4 protein-coding genes and 1 pseudogene are annotated in these 7,457 nt (G+C 30.9%); 3 read left to right on the forward strand and 2 right to left on the reverse strand.

Annotated features, from left to right (window positions below):
- Positions 1–447: 447 nt before the first annotated feature.
- Positions 448–2,172: a helix-turn-helix domain-containing protein gene (locus tag J4P91_RS24845; protein ID WP_207996206.1), complete on the forward strand. Its 1,725-nt coding sequence runs from the start codon at positions 448–450 to the stop codon at positions 2,170–2,172.
- Positions 2,173–2,428: 256 nt separating this feature from the next.
- Here the strand turns inward: J4P91_RS24845 and J4P91_RS24850 are convergent, their stop codons facing one another.
- Positions 2,429–3,589: an MBL fold metallo-hydrolase gene (locus J4P91_RS24850; RefSeq protein ID WP_207996207.1), complete on the reverse strand. Its 1,161-nt coding sequence runs from the start codon at positions 3,587–3,589 to the stop codon at positions 2,429–2,431.
- A 1,015-nt stretch (positions 3,590–4,604) separates the two neighbouring features.
- On the opposite strand from J4P91_RS24850, the gene J4P91_RS24855 reads away from it, so the two are divergent.
- Positions 4,605–4,874, forward strand: coding sequence for a phosphocarrier protein HPr (locus J4P91_RS24855; RefSeq protein ID WP_207996208.1), 270 nt, complete (start codon positions 4,605–4,607; stop codon positions 4,872–4,874).
- Positions 4,875–5,223: 349 nt separating this feature from the next.
- Positions 5,224–6,021: pseudogene (locus J4P91_RS24860) on the forward strand (BglG family transcription antiterminator); the annotation flags it as partial.
- Between the two features lie 36 nt (positions 6,022–6,057).
- Here the strand turns inward: J4P91_RS24860 and J4P91_RS24865 are convergent.
- Positions 6,058–7,220 (reverse strand): IS3 family transposase gene (locus tag J4P91_RS24865; RefSeq protein WP_207996209.1). Its coding sequence is split into 2 segments (ribosomal slippage): positions 6,058–6,950 and positions 6,950–7,220, totalling 1,164 coding nucleotides; the frame shifts between segments, so codons are not numbered across the junction.
- Positions 7,221–7,457: the final 237 nt, after the last annotated feature.

A 7,457-nucleotide genomic window follows, 5' to 3' on the forward strand; every position in this document is an offset into this window, starting at 1 on the left:
AATTTTTGAAAATATATAATCGAAGTAAGAAAAATTAACTAATGTTTCATCTTTTGAATTTTAGGTCAAGGATATGACAAAAATGTTTCAATTGTTTGTTTCAAATAGATATGAATGAATCTAGCTCATTATATACGTGTTATTCATGTAAAATAAAAGCTTGTATAAGGGTATGGTAGAGAAAGTGATAAGGGAAAAAGTGTGTTTCATATTTATAAATAAGGTTAGCAATATGTCCAAAAGTGTTTCAGTTATTAATTCGTTAGATTAATTGATGGTATATTGGTTGGTAATGTATAATAAATGTTATTTCACTTGTACAAACAAGACAAAAGTGTTTCATTATTTTTTTGAACATAACAGAATCGGAAAATAAGAATGATTTATATATAATTCGCTAAATATTGAGTTGTTTGAAAGGAATGTACGAAAGGAAGGAGTGACAACGTGGAGAAATTAGCGCAATTGTTTACTGATGCTTTGTTAATATCTGAACCTTTATATGGAAATAACGAAGTTATTTGGAAGAAATGGACTTCTTTTAGTGCAGATGTCGAAAAAGATAGTAGTAAGGTTATAACTTCACAATATATTTCCCCATCTTTTTCAGCATTAGTATCATGGCTTAGTAAAAAGAATGTAGAAGGAATAACCTCATTACAAATTGCTATTAAATTGAATCAGTATAAGAATGAAATCCATTCAGAAATTGAACATCTTTTAACAGAAGAGTTTAAAAATGATAATAAGCCAAAATTAAGTGATGAAATAGTAATTCAGGCAGAAGAAAACAAAGATGAAACAGATGATAAAGATTATTTTGAGGTCAATAATTCCGCGGTTTATTTTAAATTACGTGATGGGATCTCCAAGAATCATTTTGAAGAGGATTCCAATATGGGTGTTAAGTCTTATCCGATTGAAACGAAAGAAAGTAATGCGATAGCTCAGCTTTCTTCGCATCGGGATGAGGATTTGAAGCTTATTAAAGATGATGAAGCGTCCCGTTGGAACACTTTAGTTAATGATGTAATGAGTAATATGGATGATCTTACAGCGGATGTATTGGATTCAATTACTATACAATGGTTAGCTCAAGCTCAGTCACCGGATGAGTTCATCGAATTTTCATATGAGCAAGTATTAGATATGTGTAATGTACCTAAAAAGAAAGTAAGTAAGGGAGAATATTATAGACCTGAAGATAAAATTAAGGTTGCTAAGAGGATTGCTGCTTTAGCGAGTATTTTTATATATCTAAATGATGATAATGAAGTAGTAGTTTTAAATGATGAGAATGAGAATGATGAGGAATATAAAGTAAAAAGGGAAGTAATTAAAAGGTTATTTGTTCTAGACTCAGTCGTGTTATGGAGACATAATACAACGAATGAGTATATGGGTATTGAATCCTGCAGAATTAAACCGGGAAGCTTCTTGTCAAGTTATTTATATGGTTCAAATAATACTACAGCCTTATTATCTAAAAAGGCACTTGAATATAATAGTTACCGACATAAATATCATAAACGCTTAATTCGCTATTTAACATGGCAATGGAGAATTAGACAAATATATTCTACTTTAAAGCGCCCATACTCAATTGGAGGCGACAAAGGATTATTAGCTGTCATGGCAATTCCACTTACATGGAAACCAAGTCGTATTCGAGAACACTTAGAGAATGTTCTTACTGACTTAGAGAGAGAGAATGTGATTTCTAAGTGGGAGTATTCGAGTAAATTAGATGAAGAACGTTTAAATAAGAAAAATTGGTTCAAGGATTATTGGATCAATTTAAATATTACTATTCTTCCACCAGAAGAATTAATTAAGTCTATGTACAATTTACCAAAGAAAAAAACATTAGAAATAGAGAATAATAATGAAACAACTATAGAATATAGTGAAAAGACTAAAGATATTATTGATGTGCCACAAATAATAGTTAGTAAAGAACCTGACATCTTTGATGAAGAAGTTGTTCGAGAAAAAATACTAGAGCGACACAATGTTGATAATATAAGTATACGGGAGCTTGCAAAAGAAATAAAAATATCGGCACCTACGCTATCCAGATTTTGCAATAGACAAACCAAGCGTTTATCAGCTAATGCAGTTGAAAAAATGTCCAAGTGGTATGAGAGACAAATGATACTAGAAAAAATGTAATGGTAAAATATATATTCATAGAAATGTGAGAGAGCCTATTTTATGGTAGATATAAAATAGGCTCTTTAATTTTAAATGTGCTTCGTTTATCGATTAACCTTTTCTTTAACTAACACGCGGGTGTATTAGCTGAAAAAGGAATACAAAAGCAATCAATCTTTTTAATCGGTTACAATGGTTATTAGTATTAATTCGATCAATTTTTATTGAAAATCAACAGTTTGATTATTAATATTTTTTGAAGTGTTGTCTTTTTTTAAATGCAATTACATGTTGTAGAGTTTTTAGGTTCCCATTTACCAAGTTGTTCTAAAAACATAATGGGAACTTTTATATTTTTTCCATTCCTACATAGGGTACAATAACAGTTATTATCTAAAGATAAATAAGAGTTCCCAGGTCTTTTTTTATATTTCCCATCACTTCTAACCCACTTAATATCCACGAATTCACCAGCTTCTGTATGGTATTTTTTATAAACATTCTTGTTAGATTCAGATCCGTGGTGTGGAGCTGTAATTAGCATTCTATCACTCCAATGTATGGTTTGGTTAAATGAAAAATCTGAGTCAGCTGAAAATAATACTGCTGGTATATTATTTGTACATGGAGAAATAAAAACTAAACTTTCTTTATTTGCTTTTGTAAGTTTTATATACTCCAGAACGGAGGGTCTGTAGGGTGGTATAGATAAAATTTCTCTTGAATTAATAGGTTCTAATATACCTGGATTTCCACCATTACAATAGTTTTCATTAAATTCAAACCATCTAATTTTTACTCCCTTATAATATGCTGCAATTGCAATGTTCCTAATTCTTTTGGCAGAAGTTATTGCATCAAGAAACATTTTCATTTTATTTTTACTTAAAGGACGCATAAAATGTATTAGACCGTCAAAAAAATCTGTCCACAGCATGGGGTCATACTTTAATGTTGCTTGCTCAATAGCATCATAAATACATTTGAATGAATTATTAAGGGTGTAATCTGCTTCAGTGCCTTGAGTAGTATCATCATTTTGTATTTGTGGAATATCACTTACTGTATCTGTTGTTTCTAGGGAAGCAATATTTTCATATAATTTATAAACGAATGATTCAGGATGTAACAATAAATCTGTTAATCTTGTAGTCCAAGATCCAGGTAACCAAACTTCTTTACAAGTTAAGGAGCTTCTCAAAAACCCTAAGATTCCTTGTGCATGATCGGCATCATTATGAGTACAAACTAATATATCTACATGTTCACTGTTAACTACCTTTCTAAAATGCTTTGGAAAGTGGATTTCAGATCTTCCACCATCGACTAAAATGGATGTATTATTTTTTTCTAAATAAAAAGAGTCACCTTGGCCAACATCTATTGCTATAAACCTTGATTTCTGTTTTCTATTCATATAACTTTGATTCTTCATAAATGCTCTCCGTTTTTAAAAGTTTAAATTGACAATTGTTATAAAAAGTATTCATGTTTAAATTCTTAATCATTATTTTAACTTCATTTCTAAAGTGTATTTAATAAAGACAGGTAATGATAAAAGCTTGAAATTACAAATTTATCTAATAATATTGTAATATACAAAAATAAAGGTATTTTTCAATCAATACAATCATACAAAAAAGGAGAACGGCTTGCTACTAACATGCGCTCTTGTTAAGCGAACTGCTACCATCAGGTGGCAGCTATCGATTTTTAAGAAAGTCACTTTTTCTTAGTTTACGCTGGGTGCATCTGTTACTTTTGAATAAAGTTTGATTAAAAGTATCTTATAAACACGTATTTTATAGCACATTAAAAGGATTCATTTTGAGTAAAGTTTAATCAAAATGAATCCTTTTCTTTTTAAATGAACTTTCAGTTTAATAAAAAAGTATGATCAAAACTCATTTAGAAACTTTTAATTGAAGAGTTAAAGCATCGCATCTTTTTTATAAACGTCTCGTCTTTCTTACAAACATTGTGACCCTATTTTAAATCCATACAAAAAATCTCTCAAGCTTGGATATACTAATGCTATTAATTTAGAAAAGATGTGTGATCAAAGCACAGATTTTCACCTTTAAAACCTCTCGCGACTGAAGTCGTGAGATTCCTGCGAACACCAGTAAACCGAATCGGATTCATCTAATAATTGAAATCATGAGTGTTCTCAGCTCATTCATAAAGTTTGTTCAAATTACAAAAAAGGCTTCTTTGTTAATTTCGTTTAGAAATAAACGTTTTTTGTGCGGGCAATAGAACAATTTTGCTTGAGCCATTTTATTTTTTTAATAAACAAGATAAAAATAGCTTTGCCGGAAGCTACGGTAAAAAATAAAAATTTTATCTAGTTTACTTTGCTGTATATTAAATGTAAACGATTTCTTTTTTACTGAAGATACTTAGAATGGAACCTTGATGGATTTATAAAACTGAAGGAGGAATCATAAGTGGTTGAAAAAATCTTTACAATATTAGATGATGGGGGACTTCATGCGCGTCCTTCAACAACATTAGTTAATGCAGTTAGCTCGTTTAAATCAGAAGTGATGCTTGAGTATAAAGAAAAACAAGTGAATTTAAAATCTATTATGGGTGTTATGGCACTTGGTGTTCCAAAAGGCGCACAAATTAAAGTGATTGCAAAAGGTGAAGATGAAGAACAAGTACTTCAAAGTGTAAGTCAAGTAATGCTAGCACAGGGTATTGGCGCACGATAATAAGCACAGTTTGGAATGGTATGTGTAATAGAAGGAATTACCATTGCGAAAACGTATCATCTAGAAACTCCTGATTCAATAACATAGGACGGTATATCCTTTATAAAACATAAGTATTGAAATAACAACAAGATTTCCAATAGACTTAAACTCTTGGGAATCTTGTTGTTTACTAGTAAGGGCAATGTAGTGCTATGTTATTATATTTAGATAATAATATGTACCGTAAGATAGTTGAAATTTTAAAATGAACACATATAATCTAAAGTGTCAGTTATTAAGAGAAAGCAAAAATATCCTGTAAAGTAATGCATATAACATAGAAGGATATAAGAGACAGGTGAAATTCATGAATACAAGACAAAAAGAAATTTTGTTTCTGTTATTATCTGAACCTAATGACTATTTATTAGTACAAGACCTCGCGGATCAAGTAAATTGCTCAGAAAAAACGATTCGTAATGATTTTAAAGCAATTGAGAATCACCTTGCGAATTATTCGAGTGCACTTCTTGTTAGGAAACCGGGATTAGGTGTGTACTTAGAGATTGAAGAATATGAAAAGGTAGACTTGTTTAATAAGCTTTATCGTATAAATAATCGTACAAAGTATGAATCAGATGAAGAAAGAATCCTGCAAATTGCTTATAACTTGTTAATGAATGTAAAGGCAGTTACTGCACAGGATATGGCTTCTCAGCATTTTGTAAATCGGACTACTATAAAGAAAGATTTAGATAGAATTGAAAAGTGGTTACATCATTTTGATTTAACTGTCGTTTCAAAACAGCGAGTAGGATTAATTATTGAGGGAAATGAAAAAAACAAAAGGAAAGCGTTGGCTAGATTATCAGATTTAATTCGTAATTCAGAGCTAACGAATCAATTTATTAAGGCACAATTTTTATATCATGAAGTTGAATTTGTTACAAATGAATTGAAAGCGCTACAAAAACGAAATGCATTATTTTTTACAGATGATGCATTTGAAGGTTTATTAGTACATACGTTGCTTATGGTACGGAGAATGAAGCTTAAGCAATCTATTTTAACTTCCGAAAAGGAAATTAAAATAATGCAAGAAACAAAAGAATATAAATGGACGTTGGAGTTTTTAAAACGATTAGAGTGTGTTTTCGCCGTTCATGGTCTGACCCCATTTGGTGAGACAAAGAAAAAACACCTAGACAACATGTTTCCTATAAGCTATAGGTGACATATTATCTAATTTTCTCTGAATCCGTTCATTATTATAGTAGTGGATGTATTCATCCACAGTTTGTATTATACTAGCATTATTCGATTGTTTTATATTTTGCGCATAGAATCCTTCGGATTTCAAATGAGAATGAAAGGATTCTATGAGGGCATTATCATGACAGTTTCCTGTACGAGACATGCTTGTGATAATGCCTTTTTCTTTGGCATATGTTTGAAATTGTTTTGATGTATACACTTTTCCTTGATCCGAATGTAAAATCGTATCAATCACATTTCGCTTTCTTAAAGCCTCTTTTAGAGTATCTAATACAAGAGAAACATCCTGTGTCTCATCTATTTTATAACTTACAATTTCATTGTTAAACCCATCTATAATAGATGAAAAATAAAGAGTCTTGTTGCCGAACATCAAATACGTGATATCAGTGAACCATTTTTCATTAGGCTTGGTAGCTTTAAATCTCCTTTGTATTCTATTTTTAGCTACCACTGGTTCATGACCGAGCACAAATATCTTTTTCTTTTTTCTAACCCGAGATAATACGTTGTATTTTCTCATGATACGTAATACTTTTTTATGATTCATTACGATGTTAAATTGATCACGTAGACAAGCTGTAACCCGACGATAGCCATACCGATATTTATGATGTTGACATATTTCTATTACGATTTTTTCTTCATGATTAGTTACTGTTTTCTCCTGCTTTTTCCAACGATAATAAGTAGCACGTGAAATATTAAATATGGAACACAGTTCTGTAATTGTAAAAATTGATTGCCATTCCTTTATCATTTTCATTATTTCTTCTTTTCCTCCCACCTCCTTAAGATTTCTTGGCACTTTTCCAGCAATGTAATCTTTGCCTTTAAATAACGTATTTCTAATTCTTTTTGTTTAAGTTCTGTTAACTTTTTTAAGCCTTTTCCATGTGCAGATTGTCTTCCAATAGATTGTTCAAACCGATAGGTTTCACCTTCACGATACCATTTCATCCAAGTTTTAATTTGAGCCACATGTTTAATTCCTAAGGCATCCATAATTTCTTTATTTTTGAATCCTTGGTGTTTCATTTCAACTACTTTCCACTTTATTTCGGCGGGATAATGCGTCTTTTTCCCCATACGAAAAACACCTCCATTAAAATCATAACTGATACTTACGATTTAGAGAGGTGTTTTTTATCGTCTCATTCTCAGGGTTCACTCCAAATAGGAAAGGATGGCGTTTTCTTACACTTTGGGGTAGAGAAAATTCTTAAGTTGATGGGCATGTATGGTGAGGCCTAATAGGTTCCTTTTTTTAATACAAAAATTTCAAATGTATAGAGTTATGCTTCGAATCGTTTCCGTTTTCATAAA

Source organism: Bacillus sp. XF8 (assembly GCF_017498755.1).
Classification (GTDB): domain Bacteria; phylum Bacillota; class Bacilli; order Bacillales; family Bacillaceae_G; genus Bacillus_A; species Bacillus_A bingmayongensis.

Bases quoted from the DNA above. Each gene is read 5' to 3' on its own strand.
- J4P91_RS24850 (WP_207996207.1), bottom strand. From the start codon at position 3,589: ATGAAGAATCAAAGTTATATGAATAGAAAACAGAAATCAAGGTTTATA.